The organism is Pandoraea eparura, from assembly GCF_902459725.1.
Lineage (GTDB): Bacteria > Pseudomonadota > Gammaproteobacteria > Burkholderiales > Burkholderiaceae > Pandoraea > Pandoraea eparura.
On sequence record NZ_CABPSH010000002.1, the window covers coordinates 167,462 to 184,725 of the forward strand.

Here is a 17,264-nt window from a genome sequence, read left to right on the forward strand (position 1 = left end):
GGGTGATTCACCTGTCGACGCCGCCAGCGCGGATTCGATTCCTCCGCCCGCTCGCTCCGCCCATGACCGACATCGCTCGTCACCCCGACGCCCCGGCATCTCCCTCCCATTTCATCGGCCTGATGTCCGGCACCAGCCTCGACGGTGTCGATGGCGTGCTCGTCGCGTCGGCCACCGGACAGGTGCTCGCAGAAGCCTATCTTCCGTTTCCGGGCGACTTGCGTGACACGTTGATGGTGTTGCAGGCGCCTTCGGAAAACGAGTTGCATCGGGAGGCGTTGGCAGCGAATGCGCTGGCACGCGTGTATGCCGACTGCGTGCGCGAGCTGCTCGCGGCAGCGGAATTGCCTGCGTCGGCCATTGCGGCCATCGGCGCGCATGGGCAGACAATCCGTCACCGTCCGGGCGAGTTCGATGGCATTGGCTATACGCGCCAGCTCAACGCGCCCGCACTGCTCGCGGAATTGACCGGCATTGACGTCGTGGCAGATATCCGCAGCCGGGACGTCGCGGCGGGCGGCCAGGGCGCGCCGCTCGTGCCCGCCTATCATCAGGCAATGTTTTCGGACGCCGGGCAAACGCGCGTCGTCTGCAATCTCGGCGGCATCAGCAATGTGACGATTTTGCCGGCAGCGGCTACCGGCCAGTCCGTCTCCGGCTTCGATTGCGGCCCTGGCAATGCGCTACTCGACGGCTGGGTGGCGCGCCATCTCGGAACGACATATGACGACGGCGGCGCCTGGGGTGCCAGCGGACACGTCGACGATGCATTGCTGGCCACCTTGCTGAGTGAACCCTACTTCCGCCAGGCACCACCGAAAAGCACCGGGCGTGACCTGTTCCACGCCGAATGGCTGGAGGCACGTCTCGCGACCGTGCCGGGCGTGTCGCCCGTCGATGTCCAGGCCACGCTCGTTGCGCTCACCGCGCAGTGTGTGGCCGACGACGTGTTGCGCTACGCGCCCGACTGCCGGGGCTTGTACGCCTGCGGCGGGGGAACGCGCAATCATGCGCTCATGCAGGCCATTGCTGCCCGCCTGCCGGGCGTGACTGTCGCGACGACCGAGGCGCTCGGCGTACCACCGCAGCAGGTCGAGGCCCGCGCCTTCGCGTGGCTCGCGCAGCGCTGCGTGGTCAGGCAACCGGGGAATCTTGCGTCGGTCACCGGCGCGCAGGGCCCTCGCATTCTCGGCGCGATCTACCCACACTGAGTCAGGTTCGCCACGCACGCCATGACAGCACTGGAAGCGCTGAACGTGATAGAGAGGAGGATAAGGTGACGAGGGTGACGAAGGCAGCGGATGCAGCGAAGGCGGCGGATGAGGTGCAGGCGAAGAAGGCGGTGAAGGCGAAGAAAGGCTGTGAAGGCGACGAAGGTGACGATGGTGACGACGGCAGCGGAGGCGCCCCGCCAATGAGAAAGGGCCCTTGCGGGCCCTGTCTCATACTGCATCCAAATATAACGTTCGTGCGGCTCAGACCGAGAACGAAGAACCGCAGCCACAGGTCGTGGAGGCGTTCGGGTTCTTGATCACAAACTGCGCGCCGTTGATATCTTCCTTGTAGTCAATCTCGGCGCCGACGAGGTATTGATAGCTCATCGAGTCAATCAGCAGCGACACGCCATTCTTGTCGAGCACGGTATCGTCTTCGTTGACGTCTTCATCGAAGGTGAAACCATACTGAAAGCCGGAGCAACCGCCGCCCTGCACGAAAACGCGCAGTTTCAGCTCAGGGTTGCCTTCCTCGTCGATCAGTTGCTTGACCTTGTCCGCGGCGCTGTCGGTAAAGACCAGGAAAGCGGGCATTTCCGTGACGGCGGCCTCAAGCGGTGCGTTCATCGCAAATCTCCAAATATCGGTTCGGTACCATTCTAGTCTCTAATCCAAAATTGTGCCGACGGCAGAAAAATCAAGGGCTTAGAGACGACAAATACCGTTACGGCAGTACGGGAATATGGGTCAGCCCCATGTTCTCCGGCAAGCCGAACATCAGGTTCATACACTGCACGCCCTGACCGGACGCGCCCTTGACCAGATTGTCCTCGACGACGAGGATCACCAGTGTGTCTTCATTGCCCGGGCGATGCACCGCCATACGGACATAATTCGATGCGCGCACCCAGCGCGTTTCCGGCATCGAGCCGGCCGGCAGCACGTCGACAAACGGCTCGCCAGCGTAATACGTCTCGAACAGCGCCTGGAAATCGGTGTCGCGCGCTTCGGGCAGGATGGTTGCGTAAAGCGTCGAGTGAATGCCGCGAATCGTCGGCAGCAGATGCGGCACGAACGTCAGGCCCACGTCGTAGCCCGCAATCGCCTCCAGACCCTGCTTAATTTCCGGGTGATGGCGATGGCCCTTCACGCCGTAGGCCTTGAAGTTGTCGGCCGTCTCCGCGAGGATCAGCGACGTCTCACCCTTGCGGCCGGCACCGCTCGCGCCCGACTTGGCGTCTGCGATCAGATGCTTCGGATCGACCAGTCTGCGGCCACCGGCAAACAGCGGCGCGTAGCCCAGCTGCACGGACGTCGGGTAGCAACCCGGCAGACCGATCACGCGGGCGCTCTTGATCTTGTCGCGGTTGATTTCGGGCAGGCCATAGACCGCTTCTTCGAGAATGTCGGGACAGGCATGGGGCATGCCGTACCACTTTTCGAACGTGGCGATGTCCTTGAGGCGGAAGTCCGCCGCCAGATCGATCACGCGCACCCCCGCGGCCAGCAGCTCGCGCGCCTGCGCCATGGCCACGCCGTGCGGCGTGGCGAAGAACACCACGTCGCAATCGGTCAGCCGGGCGTCGTCGGGCGTGCAGAATGCCAGGTCGACACGGCCTCGCAGGTTCGGATACATATCGGCGACCGGCGTACCCGCTTCCTTGCGCGAGGTGATCGCCGTCAACTTCACTTCCGGGTGCTGCGCCAGCAACCGGAGCAGCTCCACACCGGTATAGCCGGTGCCGCCTACGATACCTACCTTGACCATGTCCTACCCCTTTCAATCAGAACCGCGATTCTATCAAGCTTCCACGACACGTGTGGGACGGCGACGTGCCTGAGGCAAGGCCGGGTCGTGTGCACCGAAGGCGCAGCAAAATAGAAAAAGGCCGCACGAGGCGGCCTTTCCTTGCATCCGCCAGCGGCAGATGCGAACAAGCACCCGGGCGATTAACGCTTCGAGAATTGCTTGCGACGGCGTGCCTTGTGCAGACCCACCTTCTTACGTTCGACTTCACGAGCATCGCGCGTGACGAAGCCAGCCGTCGACAGCGTCGGCTTGAGCGTTGCGTCGTAGTCGATCAGTGCGCGGGTGATGCCGTGACGAACCGCACCAGCCTGACCCGTTTCACCGCCGCCCGACACGTTGACCTTGATGTCGAACGTTTCAGCGTGGTTGGTCAGCTCGAGCGGCTGACGGACGATCATCAGCGACGTTTCGCGAGCGAAGTACTCTTTGATCGGCTTGCCATTGACGACGATGTCGCCCTTGCCAGCCTTGATGAACACGCGAGCAACAGCGCTCTTGCGACGGCCGGTGCCGTAATTCCAATCGTTTTTGAACATGGCGTGGCCCTTAGATCTCGAGCGACTTCGGTTGCTGCGCTTCGTGCGGATGGTTACCGTCGGCGTAAACCTTCAGCTTCTTGATCATCGCGTAGCCCAGCGGACCCTTCGGCAGCATGCCCTTCACAGCCTTCTCGAGCGCACGGCCCGGGAAACGCTCTTGCATTTTGCCAAACGTGGTTTCGTAGATACCGCCCGGGTAGCCCGTGTGACGGTAGTACTTCTTGTCGGTTTGCTTTGCGCCCGTGACTTTCAGCTTGGCAGCATTGACGATGATGATGTAATCACCCGTGTCAACGTGCGGCGTGAATTCCGGTTTGTGTTTGCCGCGCAGACGGCGTGCCACTTCGCTGGCGACACGGCCGAGGACTTTGTCCGTCGCGTCAATCACAAACCATTCGCGCGTCACCTCTGCCGGCTTAGCGGAAAACGTCTTCATGATCGATCCAAATAAAATGCATTTGCCCCATTAACATCAACTTCCTGCTTGTCTGCCGGCCGCGTCCTGGCGATTTGCGTCGCATGGCGCAGTCCTGTGCTTGCAGGCTCTCCCTGATGCATCTTCCGTGGGCATTTCCGGAAAAGCCGTTGATTATACAGAAAAAACCACCGGCTGGTAAACGACGTTTCCGGCCGCACAAAAAAAAACCCGAACCTCATGGGTCCGGGTTAAATCCACCAAAGGAGGAGGGTGGAGGAGACACTTGCAGAATTGCTGTGAAGCACAACAATCAATGACTGCAGTCTAGCAAATTCGATGCTGCGACGCAAGAAAATTTATAGTGCGAAATCAATAACCATAATATGAAATGCACAGAGAATGAGCAGAAATTTATAATTTTTATTAAAATCAGCAGGTTGCAAGGCGGCATCTTTGCCAGACGGCCCGTTCACTAGAGTTCACCATCTAAATTTAGGGTTTATCCGCCTGAAATGGCGATCAAAAAACCGCCAATATTGCGACGCAGCAACCCGGGTTTTCATGGCCGGCAGCCGGGGGCCGCGCTCGGCGTCGTACGCGCCTTGGCGTAAGCCGTTACAATTTTCGCTTGAACGGGATATCGGGGTTACGGAATATGGAATGCAAGGTGAGTTGGATGGGCCAGGACGGTATGGCCTTCGTAGCGCAGACGGGAAGCGGCCACATTGTCGCGATGGACGGTGCGCCGGAAGGTGGCGGCCACAATCAGGCGCCGCGCCCGATGGAAATGCTGCTGGTCGGCACGGGCGGTTGCACCGCGTATGACGTGGTGCTGATTCTCAAGAAGAGCCGCGCCGAAGTGAAGGATTGCAGCGTCACGCTCAAGGCCGAGCGCGCCAGCGAAGACCCGAAGGTCTTCACCAAGATTCATTTTCATTTCACGGTCACGGGTCGCAATCTGAACCCCGCCACGGTGGAGCGCGCCGTGACGCTCTCGCACGACAAGTACTGCTCGGCGTCGATCATGCTCGCCAAGACGGCGGAGATGACGCATAGCGTCGAGATCGTCGAAGGCTGAGCGCCACGCACGCGCGTCGCCACAGCGACAGTGCCGGAAGCACAAAAGGCTCCCACCGGGAGCCTTTTGCGTTTTGTTCGGATGCAGAGCCAGCCGGTAAGCCGGATTCTGTGAACGCGACTCGCGCCGCGCCTGACAATCATTCCTCTAGGCGACGCATCACTGCGCCGCTCAAGCTTCCTACCCGCAGGCTCCCGGGGGCCCCGTTGCCGGCATCCGCACAAGGCGCATGCCGTTCACCTGCCTATTTGGAATTGCTCCGGGTGGAGGTTACCGTGCCGTGTGCGTTGCCGCACGCCGCGGTGCGCTCTTACCGCACCGTTTCACCCTTACCTGATCCGCCTGGCTTGCGCCAGGGGCCATCGGCGGTCTGTTCTCTGTTGCCCTGTTCCGCGTCTCGCGACGGATGGCCGTTAGCCATCACCCTGCCCTGTGGAGTCCGGACTTTCCTCCCCCTCCCGAATGGGAGGCGGCGATTGTCTGGCCGACTCTGCGGGCCGAAGTGTATCACGCGCGCCGCCGTGCCGCCGCCCTTCCTCCGCCCGATGCCCGCCCCTCCCGACTCGCTTGCCACCGGGACATTCAGCCCGTCCGACGCCGGCCGGGCCGGAATACCGAGGTATCCCGATAATAGGCAGGGTCGTGATTGGCCGGCCACCAGCCGGGGATGCCCAGCACCGGCAAGGGCGCGAAGTCGCGTGTCGTGAGCGGCCCACTGGCGAGCCTCGGCGCGATCCGGGCGTCGAGCCAGGCGCGGCGCGCAAGAGGCGTCCAGCCGAAGTAGGCTTGTGGCACGTCGACGATCCAGGCGTGCGAGGTCACCGAGGGGTACGGCGCAACGAGCTTCTCCAGCAACGCATGTCCGAACGGCTGCACCTCGCAGGCGCGGCCCCAATCGGCGCGCCGTGCGACGAAGAGCGTGTGCCAGTCGAACGCCCGAAGCGCCTTGCCCAGCGCGGGGTCGCTACACGCGAAGAGGACGGCATTTTCGTCGAAGAGGGTGGCGGCGTCGCGCGTGGCACCGCGCGTGGATTGCACGCCATCGGTAGCAATGGCGACGGCCTGACGGGCGTTGAGCGCCGCCTTGCCGAGCGGATAGGCCAGCCAGATCAGCGCATTGAAGAAGTCATGCAGGTTCGGGCGCGTCGGCACGCCGCCCGTGGCCGCGATGAAGGCCTCGTAGGCCGTGTCGGCGGGAAGGTCCTGCGGCGCGACGAATCGCAGCGCCCGTCCCCGCCCGCTCACCAGTCCGGCCGCCTTGGCGTACGCCGACAGTGCCTCGCGCCATTCGGCGCACGCCAAGGCGTCCCGCCCTCGCCCGGCAATCGCGTCAAACCACGGAGCGTGCCAGTCAATGGCCGGCAGGCCTGTGCGCGCGGACGGCGAAGGCGCCGACGCGCCGTCCGGACTCACCCCTTGAATTTCCAGCCGATGACTTCACCGCCGCGCAGCGGCACCACGGTGGCATCGCCCATCGGCAACGCTGCCGGCAGTTCCCAGTCTTCGCGCACCAGGGTGATCTTGTCGGTGTTGCGCGGCAGTTCGTAGAAATCCGGACCGTGGAAGCTCGCGAAGCCTTCGAGCTTGTCGAGCGCGCCCGCCTTGTCGAACGCTTCGGCGTACAGCTCCACCGCGTGCAGCGCCGTGTAGCAGCCGGCACAGCCGCAGGCGGCTTCCTTCGCTTCACGCGCGTGCGGGGCACTGTCGGTGCCGAGGAAGAAGCGCGGACTGCCCGAGGTGGCCGCCTTCACGAGTGCGTCGCGATGCGTCTCACGCTTGAGCACCGGCAGGCAGTAGTAATGCGGTCGGATTCCGCCCGTGAAGATCGCGTTGCGGTTGTAAAGCAGGTGATGCGCGGTGATCGTGGCGGCAATGGGGCCGTCGGCCTGCGCAACATACTCGGCTGCGTCCTGGGTCGTGATGTGCTCGAATACAACCTTGAGGCCCGGGAAATCGCGGCGCAGCGGCGACATCACTCGGTCGATGAAGACCTTTTCGCGATCGAAGATATCGATATCCGCACTCGTCACTTCCCCGTGCACGAGCAGCGGCATGCCCACGTCCTGCATCGCTTCGAGCGCGCTGCGGCACTTGGCCAGATCGGTCACGCCGGCGTCGGAGTTCGTCGTGGCGCCGGCCGGATAGAGCTTGACCCCGTGCACGAAGCCCGACGCCTTGGCACGACGGATCTCGTCGGCGGCCGTGTTGTCGGTCAGATACAGGGTCATGAGCGGCTCGAACGCGTTGCCGGCCGGGCGTGCGGCGAGAATCCGCTCGCGATACGCCGCGGCGAGTTCGGTCGTGGTGACCGGCGGCTTGAGGTTCGGCATGATGATCGCGCGCCCGAACTGGCGGGCGCTGTCGGGCAGCACACTCTTGAGCACGTCGCCATCGCGCACGTGCAGGTGCCAGTCATCGGGACGGGTGATAGTCAGTTCGTTGGTCATGGGCGTTTTCCGGGAGCTGGGGGGCGGCCAGCCCATGAGGCCGTGGCGGCGCGGTGACGCGTCGGCGCGACGGACAGATGGGGCGGGAATGTACGTACACAGGGGCCGGTGCTATGCTTGTGCAACCCCATATTGTACTGGTTGTGGCGCTCCGACACGACGTGCGCAACCCCTCTTCGATTTGCCCGCCCCATGTGCCAACTGCTCGCAATGAATTGCGCGGAACCGACCGACATCACGTTCTCATTTACCGGTTTCGCGGCGCGTGGGGGCGGCACGGATCACCATGCGGACGGCTGGGGCATCGCCTTTTTCGAGGACAAGGCCTGCCGGCTGTTCATCGATCATCAGGCCGCGGCGAATTCGCCCATCGCCGAACTGGTGAAGAAATACCCGATCAAGTCCAAAAACGTCATTGCGCATATCCGCAAGGCGACGCAGGGCATCGTTGAGCTGGAGAACTGCCACCCGTTCCAGCGCGAACTGTGGGGACGCCACTGGATCTTCGCGCACAACGGCGATCTGCACGACTATGACCCATTTCTTTCGGGCGTCTACCAGCCGGTGGGGACGACCGACAGCGAGCGCGCCTTCTGCGACATCATGCAAGGCCTGCGCAAGCGCTTTCCAGGCTCGCAACCGCCGCTCGACGAGTTGTTCCACGCGGTCGAGGACATTACGCGCACGATCACGCGCCATGGCGTGTTCAACTTCGTCCTCTCGAACGGCCAGGCGCTGATCGCGCACTGCTCGACGCGGCTGCACTTCATCGCCCGTCAATGGCCGTTCACGAAAGCGCATCTGATCGATGCCGACTGGGAAATCGATTTTGCCAAGTTCACGACGCCTGCCGATCGCGTGGCGGTGATCGCCACGGCGCCGCTCACGGACAACGAAGTCTGGACGACCTTCGCGCCGGGTGAGTTGATTCTGTTCGAGAAGGGGGCGCCGTCGCTGCGCACCGTGGTGCCGATTCCCGAAGCCGTTCGCCTGCGCAACGAGCAGAACACGGCCTGCCAGTAAGGCTGGCGGCGCCGACGGCCATAAAAAAAGCGTGCCCGAAAGCACGCTTTTTCATGCCAACAACGACGACGATCAGTGCAGGATCTTGGCCAGGAAGTCCTTGGCGCGGTCCGACTTCGGGTTCGCGAAGAACTCGTCCTTCTTGTCGTCTTCGACGATGATGCCCTGGTCCATGAAGATCACACGGTTCGCGACCTTCTTGGCGAAGCCCATTTCGTGCGTGACGACCATCATGGTCATGCCTTCCTGCGCCAGTTCGACCATCACGTCGAGCACTTCGTTGATCATCTCCGGGTCGAGCGCCGAGGTCGGCTCATCGAAGAGCATGGCGATCGGGTCCATGCACAGGGCACGGGCGATGGCCACACGCTGCTGCTGACCGCCCGAGAGCTGGCCCGGGAATTTGTGGGCATGCGCTGTCAGGCCCACGCGCTCGAGCAATTTCAGCCCTTTCTCACGCGCGGCTTCCTTGCTGCGGCCGAGCACCTTGACCTGCGCGAGCGTCAGGTTTTCGGTGATCGAGAGGTGCGGGAACAGTTCGAAGTGCTGGAACACCATGCCGACGCGCGAGCGCAGCTTGGCCAGGTTCGTCTTCGGGTCGGCGACCGATGTGCCATCGACGATGATCTCGCCTTGCTGGATCGGCTCCAGACCGTTGACGGTCTTGATGAGCGTGGACTTGCCCGAACCCGACGGGCCGCACACCACCACGACTTCACCCTTCTTGACTTCAGTGGAGCAGTCCGTGAGCACCTGGAACTGGCCGTACCACTTGGAGACGTTTTTAAGGGTAATCATTTCGCCAACCTCTTCTGAAGACGTTTAACCGACATCGAAACCGTGAAGCAGATCACAAAGTAGACCGCTCCGGCAAACACAATCATGGCAGGCAACGTGCCGTCACGCTGGCCCACTTGATACGCCATGCCGAAGAAGTCGGCCAAGGCGATCGCGTACACGAGCGAGGTGTCCTGGAACAGAATGATGCCCTGCGTGAGCAGCAACGGCACCATGTTGCGGAACGCCTGCGGCAGCACCACGAGCGCCATCGCCTGCCAGTACGACATGCCCAGCGCGTAGGCGGCGGACATCTGGCCGCGCGACACGCTCTGGATACCTGCACGAATGATTTCCGAATAATACGCCGCTTCGAACAGCGAGAAGGCGACGAGGGCGGAGACCATCCGGATGTCCCACGTCGGCGGCACATCGAGTACCGAGCGCAATACCTGCGGCACGATCAGGAAGAACCACAGCAGCACCATCAGCAGCGGGATCGAACGGAACAGGTTCACGTACAGATCCGCGAACCACTTCAGCACCGTCACGCCCGACAGGCGCATCATGGCGAGCAGCGTGCCCCAGATGATGCCCACGATCACGGCAAGCACCGTGATCTGCAGCGTGGTGATCATGCCCTTGATGAGCAGCGGCATTGCGTCGATGGCGCCGCCCCATGCGAAGATCTCACCCATTATTTGCCCCCGATGTAGCCCGGCAGGCGGGTCTTGGCTTCGATGAAGCGCATGAGCACCAGCACCGCGACGTTGATGACCATGTACGCAAGCGTCACCGCGATGAACGACTCGTAGCTATGCGCCGTATAGTCGATGAGCTGCTTGCCCTGCCCCGTCAGTTCGAGCAGGTTCACCGTCGAGATCACGGCCGAATTCTTGAAGATGTTGACGAATTCCGACGTGATCGGCGGGATCACCACCCGGAAGGCCACCGGCAGCAGCACGTAGCGATACGTCTGCGGCAGCGTGAGCCCCATGGCCAGCCCCGCATTCTTCTGGCCCTTGGGCAGCGAATTGATACCCGAGCGCACCTGCTCGCAAACCCGGGCGGCGGTAAAGAGCCCCAGGCCAATCACGCCGGTGAGCAGCGAGACGTTTGCCGGATTGAGCGCGAACAGCCACGTGCGAACCGATTCCGGCAGGAAGTCGGGCGCCACGTAGTACCAAAAGAACAATTGCACGAGCAACGGGATGTTCCGGAACAACTCGACGTAGGCCGTCGCGAAGCCGGAGATCCATTTGTTAGGGATGGTGCGCATCACGCCGAGCACGGAGCCCACGATAAGCGCAATGATCCAGCCGCCGAGCCCGACCTCAAGCGTGAGCTTGAAGCCCGAGAGCAACCACCCGAAATAGGTCGTCCCCTCGCCCGTTGCCACTGGCTGGAAGAAAAAACTGAAATCGAGACCGAGAGCCATGATCTCCCCTTTTCTACTTGTCTTGCTTAAAAAGAAGCGGAAGGAATGACTCCTTCCGCTTCAGCATTACGCGCTAACGGTGCTCAGCGATCCATGAAGCCCGCGAGGCTTACTTGGCGCCTTGAACGTCGGCATGGTCGTTCGGCGACTTCCACAGCGCGGCCATTTCAGCCGACGGGGGGAACTCCATATTCACGCCGCCCAGTGCCGGGATCGGCTGCTGGAACCACTTGGCGTAGTCTTTCTGCGCCTGGCCCGACTTCTGATAATCGGCAACGGCCTTGTCCACCAGCTTCTTGAAGGCCGGATCGTCCTTGCGCATCATGCAACCGTAGGCTTCATACGATTGCGGCTTGCCGACAATGCTGTAGTCCTTGGCGTCCTTGAACTTGGCGCGCTCGCCGGCGAGCAGGGCGTCATCCATCATGAACGCCACGGCACGGCCCGAATGCAGCGTAATGGCTGCTTCGCCGTGGTCCTTGGCGCTGATGATGTTCATGCCCATGTTGTCCTTCTGGTTCATCTCGCGCAGCAGACGCTCGGAGGTCGTGCCCGCCGTGGTCACGACGTTCTTGCCCTTGAGGTCGGCAAAGTCCTTGATGCCCGAGCTGTTCTTCGCCAGCAGACGCGTGCCGATGATGAAGAACGTGTTCGAGAACGCGGCCTGCTTTTGACGCTCGGCATTGTTCGTGGTCGAACCGCACTCCATGTCGATCGTGCCGTTCTGAACCAGCGGAATGCGGTTCTGCGACGTGATCGGGGTCTGCGTGACCTTCAGGTTCGGCAGCTTCAGTTCTTTCTTGACTTCGGCGACGACGGCCATCGCCACATCATTGGCATACCCAACGACGTTGTGGTTGTTGTCATAGAACGAGAACGGGATCGACGACTCCCGGTTACCCAGCGAGATGACGCCGGTGTCCTTGATCTTCTTGAGCGTACCGGTTTCCTGCGCCTGGGCAGCACCTGCCATCAAGCCAACACAGCACATCGCCAATGCAATTTTCGAGAGGGTCATTCTTTAGTCTCCTTGGCAAAAAACAGATGCATTTTAGCACCGCATTTGCCCATTTTTTTATTATCGAATGTTCGGAACGTACGTCTTTCTTAACGCAAATCGCCCCGAACATTCTGTTTTACGCATTATTGCGTATTACTACTTAGCCGGACAGCACCGCCCGATCAGGGGTACAGACCGCGCATCTCACGGGCTTGCAGAATCCGCGTACATGCCACGATGAATGCGGCGGTACGCAGCGAAACCGTGTGTTCCTGGGCGATATGCCACACGCCGTCGAACGCTTCGCGCATGATGCGCTCCAGGCGGTGGTTGATCTCCTCCTCGGTCCAGAAGAAGCTCGAGAAGTCCTGCACCCACTCGAAGTACGAGACCGTCACGCCGCCGGCGTTGGCCACGACGTCCGGCACGACAAGAATATTCTTGCTGCGCAGGATGTCGTCGGCCGCTGTCGTCGTCGGACCGTTGGCGCCTTCGACCACGATCTTCGCGCGGATCTTGTCGGCGTTTTTCTCGGTGATCTGGTTTTCCAGCGCCGCCGGAATCATGAATTCGCAGTCCAGCGACCAGAACTCGTCGTCCTTGATGGTCTCCGCCGCCGGGAACCCGCCCACACCACCGGTCTCGGCCACGTGCTTGAGCAGGTTCGGCACATCGAGGCCGTCGGACTTGTAGATCGTACCGGTGTGATCTTGCACGCCGATGACATGCGCGCCAGCCTCGTGGAACAGGCGGGCGGCAATGCCCCCCACGTTGCCGAAGCCCTGCACGACCACGCGCGCGCCGCGCACGTCGAGGCCCAGGCGGCGAGCCGCTTCGCAGCTCACCACGAACACGCCGCGGCCAGTGGCTTCGCGACGGCCCAGCGAGCCACCCAGCGAGATCGGCTTGCCAGTCACCACACCGGTGGCCGTGGACCCCTCGTTCATCGAGTAGGTGTCCATCATCCACGCCATGATCTGCTCATTGGTGTTGACGTCCGGTGCCGGAATATCCTTCGTCGGCCCGATGATGATGTTGATTTCGCTGGTGTAACGACGCGTCAGGCGTTCGAGTTCGCCGCGCGAGAGCTTGCGCGGGTCGACACGGATACCGCCCTTGGCGCCGCCGTAAGGCACGTTCACTGCCGCGTTCTTGACCGACATCCAGGCCGACAGGGCCATGACTTCCGAGAGCGTCACGTCCTGGTGGAAACGCACGCCGCCCTTGCCGGGGCCGCGCGACGTGTTGTGCTGGACGCGGTACCCCTCGAAATGGGCGATGGTGCCGTTGTCGAGTTCGATCGGGCAGTCGACGATCAGGATGCGCTTCGGGCGCTTGAGGGTTTCGACCCAGCGCGAGAGCGTGCCGAGGTAAGGCGTGACGCGATCGACCTGTTGAAGGTAGTTGCCCCACGGACCGAGATCATCGGCTTGCAGGTAGGAAGGCACGACATGTGACGTTTGCGACATTATGGAATTCTCCGGCTTAAATCTGCGCCGCACGCACATACCGTGCTTGCGACACGAATGGCTGGCACTTTACCGAGAACCCCCAAGAACAATCCAATGCCGAATAAACATGTAACTATGCATTTTGCGCATAGTTGTGAGACCCAGGTAATTTCACCCAGAGATCCCGTGAATCGCTACAAATCGACCTGCGCAATCTGAGCAATCTGAGCAATCTGAGCAATCTGAGCAATCTGAGCAATCTGAGCAGTCCGAGTGGTCCGAGTGGTCCGAGTGGTCCGAGGGGTGTTAGCGGTCCGAGCGGTCGGAAAGCTTTATGCGATTCGCACAATCCGAATCTCCCTGAATCGGCCCGAACGCCGCTCAGCCCTTGAGTTGATCGCGCACGGCCTGCCAAAACGCCTCGACCGCATCGCGTTTGGTCAGCTCACGGCGGTTGCTGGCGTCGGTATAGGCCAGTCGATCGCGATACAGGCGAATCTCCATGTCCAGATGCCACGGGGCCACGGCCTTGCCCCCCGAAGGCGCGAGATCGACCAGCTCGCCGCGCGCGACCGAATCGACTACGGCGCTTTCCGGCAGAAACGCCACGCCATGCCCCGCGAGCACCATCGCCTTGAGGGCTTCGGCCATGTCCGTCTCATACACCTTGTCCAGATGCGGGGGACTCGGCGCGCCCCCCATGAGCAGATCAGCCATCCGACCGAGATAGGCATTCGCCGTATAGGCCAGATAGGGCACCGGCGCGTCGGGCGTGCCGGGCAGTTTGAAGCGGGCGCGCTTTTGCGGGGTCGGGGCACTGTAAGGGCTGAACCGCTCACTGCCGAGCACGATCATCTCGTAACGCGCAGCATCGAGTTGCAAGGGCTGGCTCGGGTGGTAGTAGCACATCAGCAGATCGCAGCCGCCGTCGGTCAACGACATGGCCGCATCGTGCACGTTGAGCGCACGCAGACGGCTGCGCAACAGGCCCAGACGCTTCTCCAGCGCCTTGAGCCAACGCGGGAAAAACGTCATCGACAGCGTATGGGGCACCGCGAAATCGAGCACCGAGTGGTCGGCCGAGCGCTGTTCGCGCAGCAAGGCGCGCGCTTCCTGCGCCTGCGAGAGCAGCGCCAGCGCCTGCTCGTAGAACACTTCGCCGGCCGCGGTCAGGCGTGTCGGGTAGCTTGAGCGGTCGATCAGTTCGCTGCCGAGCCACGCTTCGAGCGACTGGATGCGGCGCGAGAAGGCCGGCTGTGTCACATGCCGCAACTCGGCCGACCGGCTGAAACTGTTCGTCTTGGCGAGCGACACGAAGTCCTCGAGCCATTTGATTTCCATGCGGCACTCCCGCGTCGGCGATGTCAGCGCGCTAGTCTACTCAATCGCCGGTCGGTAGGACAGGCCCGCGCCCCGTCGCCTATTCATGCAATCGCCCTGCCTGCTGCCTGCTGCCTGCTGCCTGCTGCCTGCTGCCCACTGCCCGCTGCCTGCACCGCGCCAGCGCTCAGGACACGACCGTGGCGAAGTGCGACGCCTCGGCATCCCCCTCCCCGCCGCGACGCTGCTGCTGCAACGCCCACATCTGCGCGTAAAGTCCTTCGGCACGCAGCAGGTCGTCATGCGTGCCGCGCTCCACGATACGGCCCTTGTCGAGCACGATGATCTGCGCGGCGTGCACGATCGTCGAGAGACGGTGGGCGATGACGAGCGTCGTGCGCTCGCGCGCGATATTGCGCAACTCCGACTGAATCGCCTGCTCGGAGCGCGAGTCCAGCGCCGAGGTCGCCTCGTCGAAAATCAGAATGTGCGGATTCTTGAGGATGGTGCGCGCAATCGCCACGCGCTGCTTCTCGCCGCCGGAGAGCTTGAGCCCGCGCTCGCCGACCATCGACTCGTACCCGGCCGGCAGGCTCTCAATGAAGTCGTGGATATGGGCCGCACGCGCCGCGGCGATGACCTGCTCGCGTGACGCCGACGGATTGCCGTAAGCGATGTTGTAGTAGATCGTGTCATTGAACAGCACCGTGTCCTGCGGCACGATGCCGATGGCCGCGCGCAGCGAGTCCTGCGTGACGTCGCGAATGTCCTGCCCGTCGATGGTAATTCGTCCCGCAGCCGCGCCGGGGAAGCCGACGTCGTAAAATCGGAACAGCAGTCGCGAGAGCGTCGATTTGCCCGAGCCGCTGTGGCCGACGACGGCGGTGGTCGTGCCCGCCGCGACCGTGAAATCGACCTCGTGCAGAATCTGTCGCGATGCCTCGTAGCCGAAATTCACATGATCGAACCGCACGGTGCCGCCGTGACAGACAAGCGGCTTCGCGCCCGGCGGATCGGCCACTTCTCGATTGACGTCGAGCAGCGTGAACATCCGATCCATGTCGGTCATCGCCTGCTTGAGTTCGCGATAGATCACGCCGAGGAAATTCAGCGGAATGTAGAGCTGCAGCATGAACGTGTTGACGAGCACCAGGTCGCCGAGCGTCATGCGTCCACTCATCACACCTTGGGTGGCATGCCAGAGAATCAGGATGAGCCCGGTCGCAATGATCGCCTGTTGCCCGAAATTCAGCACCGAGAGCGAGTTCTGCGACCGAATCGCGGCGGCGCGATAACGTTTGAGGTTCTCGTCGTAACGCTGCGTCTCGAACGCCTCGTTGCCGAAATACTTCACCGTCTCGTAGTTGATGAGCGAATCGATGGCACGCGCATTGGCTTTCGAATCGAGTTCGTTCATCGTGCGACGGAAGTGCGTGCGCCACTCCGTGACCTTCACCGTGAACACGATGTAGAACGAGAGCGCCACGAGCGTGACGATGGCGTAGAACGCGTCGTAGCGCACCACGAAGAAGCCGAGCACGAGCGCCACTTCGATGAGCGTGGGCAGAATGCTGTAGAGCGAATACGAGATCATCGACTGGATGCCTCGCGTGCCGCGCTCGATGTCGCGACTCATGCCGCCGGTCTGACGCTCCAGGTGAAAGCGCAGTGACAACGCGTGCAGGTGGCGAAACACCTTGAGCGCGATTTGCCGCACGGCACTCTCGGTCACCTTCGAGAACAGGATTTCACGCAACTCGGTAAAGAGCGACGTGGACAGGCGCACCAGCCCGTAAGCCACGACCAGCAGACCGAGTCCGCCGACCACGATCAGGCTCGCATCGCCCGACGCGCGCGCCGTGGCCGAGAGCGTTGCCACGGGGCCGAGCCCATCGACGATGTGCTTCATGATGATGGGCACGCCGAGGTTGGCGACCTTCGCCATGACGAGGCACGACAGGGCCAGCGTGACGCGTCCGCGGAATTCGAGCAGGTACGGCAGCAGCGATTTGATGACTTGCCAGTCGCCGCGTGGGGGCCGAGCGGCGTCGGAGGCCGCCGGTGCAGGCTCGGCCGAAGCATAACGTCTCATGATGGGGAGGGGCGGCGTCCGGCTCGTTCGAGGGCTTTCCGCTAAAATCGTCGATGGCGTATTTTCGCAGAACCCGGCGTCTCATGCTGAGCCGACGCCGGGCGGCTCTGCGCCCCGTGGAAAACCTCGGAACGACCGGCGACGGCCTGCCGCCCCCCCGTCTTTCCCGAGGTTTCCGGCTTTTGCAGTCTTTCCGGCTCACGCAAGGATCCTCATGAGTCCCTCGACCCCCGCCCTCACGGCCCTGCCCGACGAAAAAGAACTGGCGTTGCGCGTGCTGCCGATGCCCGCCGACGCCAACGCCCACGGCGACGTGTTCGGCGGCTGGATCATGTCGCAGGTCGACATTGCCGGCTCCATCCCCGCCGCGCAGCGCGCCAACGGCCGCGTGGCGACCATCGCCGTCAACTCGTTCCTCTTCAAGGAGCCGGTGTTCGTCGGCGACTTGCTGAGCTTCTACGCCACGATCGTCAAGACCGGCAACACGTCGATCACCGTCTACGTCGAGGCGTATGCGCAACGCATGCGCCTGTCGCACGAAATCGTCAAGGTGACCGAGGCCATGGTCACGTACGTGGCGACCGACGAAGATCGCCGTCCGCGCCCGCTGCCCAAGCTCGACACGGCAAGCTGAGCGTCCGCCAATGAAAAAAACGC

Annotated in this window: 17 protein-coding genes and 1 other RNA gene; 4 read left to right on the forward strand and 14 right to left on the reverse strand. The window is 62.4% G+C overall.

The window, feature by feature from the left end; translation table 11 throughout:
* The first annotated feature begins 62 nt into the window (after positions 1-62).
* A complete protein-coding gene (locus PEP31012_RS04870) occupies positions 63-1,211 on the forward strand; it encodes an anhydro-N-acetylmuramic acid kinase (protein ID WP_150588228.1) in 1,149 nt (382 codons plus the stop codon).
* Positions 1,212-1,475: 264 nt separating this feature from the next.
* Here the strand turns inward: PEP31012_RS04870 and erpA are convergent, their stop codons facing one another.
* The 4 genes from erpA to rplM form a co-directional block, all read right to left on the reverse strand.
* Positions 1,476-1,841 carry an iron-sulfur cluster insertion protein ErpA gene (gene erpA, locus PEP31012_RS04875; protein ID WP_058377438.1) on the reverse strand — a complete coding sequence of 122 codons (366 nt, stop codon included), beginning with the start codon at positions 1,839-1,841 and terminating at the stop codon, positions 1,476-1,478.
* Between the two features lie 97 nt (positions 1,842-1,938).
* Complete coding sequence (gene argC / locus PEP31012_RS04880; protein WP_150588229.1) at positions 1,939-2,982, reverse strand: N-acetyl-gamma-glutamyl-phosphate reductase; 1,044 nt, start codon at positions 2,980-2,982, stop codon at positions 1,939-1,941.
* A 182-nt stretch (positions 2,983-3,164) separates the two neighbouring features.
* Complete coding sequence (gene rpsI, locus PEP31012_RS04885; RefSeq protein WP_010805092.1) at positions 3,165-3,560, reverse strand: 30S ribosomal protein S9; 396 nt, start codon at positions 3,558-3,560, stop codon at positions 3,165-3,167.
* A gap of 10 nt (positions 3,561-3,570) precedes the next feature.
* On the reverse strand, positions 3,571-3,999 hold the full coding sequence (rplM, locus tag PEP31012_RS04890; RefSeq protein ID WP_010805091.1) for a 50S ribosomal protein L13: 429 nt from the start codon (positions 3,997-3,999) through the stop codon (positions 3,571-3,573).
* Between the two features lie 637 nt (positions 4,000-4,636).
* On the opposite strand from rplM, the gene PEP31012_RS04895 reads away from it, so the two are divergent.
* On the forward strand, positions 4,637-5,059 hold the full coding sequence (locus PEP31012_RS04895) for an OsmC family protein (protein WP_150588230.1): 423 nt from the start codon (positions 4,637-4,639) through the stop codon (positions 5,057-5,059).
* A gap of 81 nt (positions 5,060-5,140) precedes the next feature.
* Here PEP31012_RS04895 and rnpB read toward each other — a convergent pair.
* The 3 genes from rnpB to pyrC all read right to left on the reverse strand — a co-directional run bounded on the left by rnpB (position 5,141) and on the right by pyrC (position 7,506).
* Positions 5,141-5,551, reverse strand: an RNA gene (rnpB, locus tag PEP31012_RS04900) — RNase P RNA component class A.
* A gap of 90 nt (positions 5,552-5,641) precedes the next feature.
* Positions 5,642-6,361, reverse strand: a complete 720-nt coding sequence (locus tag PEP31012_RS04905; protein WP_343039884.1) for a DUF3025 domain-containing protein — start codon at positions 6,359-6,361, stop codon at positions 5,642-5,644.
* A 107-nt stretch (positions 6,362-6,468) separates the two neighbouring features.
* Entirely contained in the window at positions 6,469-7,506 is a 1,038-nt protein-coding gene (gene pyrC / locus PEP31012_RS04910; protein WP_150588231.1) for a dihydroorotase, read from the reverse strand.
* A gap of 192 nt (positions 7,507-7,698) precedes the next feature.
* On the opposite strand from pyrC, the gene PEP31012_RS04915 reads away from it, so the two are divergent.
* Positions 7,699-8,529, forward strand: a complete 831-nt coding sequence (locus PEP31012_RS04915; RefSeq protein WP_150588232.1) for a class II glutamine amidotransferase — start codon at positions 7,699-7,701, stop codon at positions 8,527-8,529.
* A 72-nt stretch (positions 8,530-8,601) separates the two neighbouring features.
* Here the strand turns inward: PEP31012_RS04915 and PEP31012_RS04920 are convergent, their stop codons facing one another.
* The 7 genes from PEP31012_RS04920 to PEP31012_RS04950 all read right to left on the reverse strand — a co-directional run bounded on the left by PEP31012_RS04920 (position 8,602) and on the right by PEP31012_RS04950 (position 16,607).
* Positions 8,602-9,327 (reverse strand): amino acid ABC transporter ATP-binding protein, encoded by a 726-nt coding sequence (locus tag PEP31012_RS04920; RefSeq protein ID WP_150588233.1) that lies wholly within the window; start codon positions 9,325-9,327, stop codon positions 8,602-8,604.
* The gene (gene gltK / locus PEP31012_RS04925; RefSeq protein ID WP_150588234.1) at positions 9,324-10,004 is read right to left on the reverse strand and encodes a glutamate/aspartate ABC transporter permease GltK; all 681 of its coding nucleotides are present in this window, start codon (positions 10,002-10,004) and stop codon (positions 9,324-9,326) included. The genes PEP31012_RS04920 and gltK overlap by 4 nt, the downstream gene beginning before the upstream one ends.
* Positions 10,004-10,744: an amino acid ABC transporter permease gene (locus tag PEP31012_RS04930; RefSeq protein WP_150588235.1), complete on the reverse strand. Its 741-nt coding sequence runs from the start codon at positions 10,742-10,744 to the stop codon at positions 10,004-10,006. Before PEP31012_RS04930 ends, gltK begins: the two co-directional genes overlap by 1 nt.
* 109 nt (positions 10,745-10,853) lie before the next feature.
* Complete coding sequence (locus PEP31012_RS04935) at positions 10,854-11,762, reverse strand: glutamate/aspartate ABC transporter substrate-binding protein (RefSeq protein ID WP_150588236.1); 909 nt, start codon at positions 11,760-11,762, stop codon at positions 10,854-10,856.
* Between the two features lie 164 nt (positions 11,763-11,926).
* The gene (locus PEP31012_RS04940; RefSeq protein ID WP_150588237.1) at positions 11,927-13,213 is read right to left on the reverse strand and encodes a Glu/Leu/Phe/Val family dehydrogenase; all 1,287 of its coding nucleotides are present in this window, start codon (positions 13,211-13,213) and stop codon (positions 11,927-11,929) included.
* Positions 13,214-13,576: 363 nt separating this feature from the next.
* The gene (locus PEP31012_RS04945) at positions 13,577-14,536 is read right to left on the reverse strand and encodes a LysR family transcriptional regulator (RefSeq protein WP_150588238.1); all 960 of its coding nucleotides are present in this window, start codon (positions 14,534-14,536) and stop codon (positions 13,577-13,579) included.
* Positions 14,537-14,702: 166 nt separating this feature from the next.
* Positions 14,703-16,607 (reverse strand): ABCB family ABC transporter ATP-binding protein/permease, encoded by a 1,905-nt coding sequence (locus PEP31012_RS04950; protein ID WP_150588239.1) that lies wholly within the window; start codon positions 16,605-16,607, stop codon positions 14,703-14,705.
* A 214-nt stretch (positions 16,608-16,821) separates the two neighbouring features.
* Between PEP31012_RS04950 and PEP31012_RS04955 the strand changes: the two genes are divergently transcribed.
* A complete protein-coding gene (locus PEP31012_RS04955; protein WP_150588240.1) occupies positions 16,822-17,241 on the forward strand; it encodes an acyl-CoA thioesterase in 420 nt (139 codons plus the stop codon).
* The last annotated feature ends 23 nt before the right edge of the window (positions 17,242-17,264 follow it).